This window comes from Burkholderia sp. E168m23, from assembly GCF_016586125.1.
Classification (GTDB): domain Bacteria; phylum Pseudomonadota; class Gammaproteobacteria; order Burkholderiales; family Burkholderiaceae; genus Burkholderia; species Burkholderia orbicola.
In genome coordinates this window covers 1-675 of record NZ_BCPP01001640.1, presented here as the reverse complement: position 1 = coordinate 675, position 675 = coordinate 1, and the positions used below count along the sequence as shown (strand labels likewise).

1 protein-coding gene is annotated in these 675 nt (G+C 70.8%); it reads left to right on the top strand.

The window, feature by feature from the left end; translation table 11 throughout:
* Positions 1-675, top strand: a 675-nt coding sequence (locus tag JMF90_RS39390) for an MFS transporter (RefSeq protein WP_201326581.1), incomplete at both ends; no start/stop codon positions are given.

Sequence of the window (675 nt, the reverse complement as noted above, 5' to 3'; positions counted from 1 at the left end):
ACGCTGCTGTCCGAATTCGTGCCGACCGAGAAGCGCGGCCGCCTGATCGCGCTGATGGACGGCTTCTGGCCGCTCGGCTTCATCACGGCCGGCATCGTCGCGTATTTCGTGCTGCCGCAGTTCGGCTGGCGCACCGTGTTCGCGCTGCTCGCGATTCCGGCCGTGTTCGTGCTCGTCGTGCGCCGCATCGTGCCGGAATCGCCGCGCTGGCTCGAACATGCGGGCCGGCACGCGGAAGCCGACACGGTGATGCACGCGATCGAGGCGAAGGTGATGCGCTCGGCCGGCGTCACGACGCTGCCGCCGCCGTCGCGGCTCGCCGAACCGGCCGCCGCGCGCGGCCGCGGCGCGCTGCGCGAGATCTGGAGCGGCGTGTACCGCCGCCGCACGGTGATGGTGTGGCTGCTGTGGTTCTTCGCGCTGCTCGGCTTCTACGGCCTCACGTCGTGGCTCGGCGCACTGCTGCAGCAGGCCGGCTTCGAAGTCACGAAATCGGTGTTCTACACGGTGCTGATCTCGCTCGGCGGCGTGCCGGGCTTCCTGTGCGCCGCGTGGCTCGTCGAACGCTGGGGCCGCAAGCCGACCTGCATCGCGTCGCTGATCGGCGGCGGCGCGATGGCGTACGCGTACGGCCAGAGCGCGCTGTACGGCGGCAGCACGACGCTGCTGATCGTC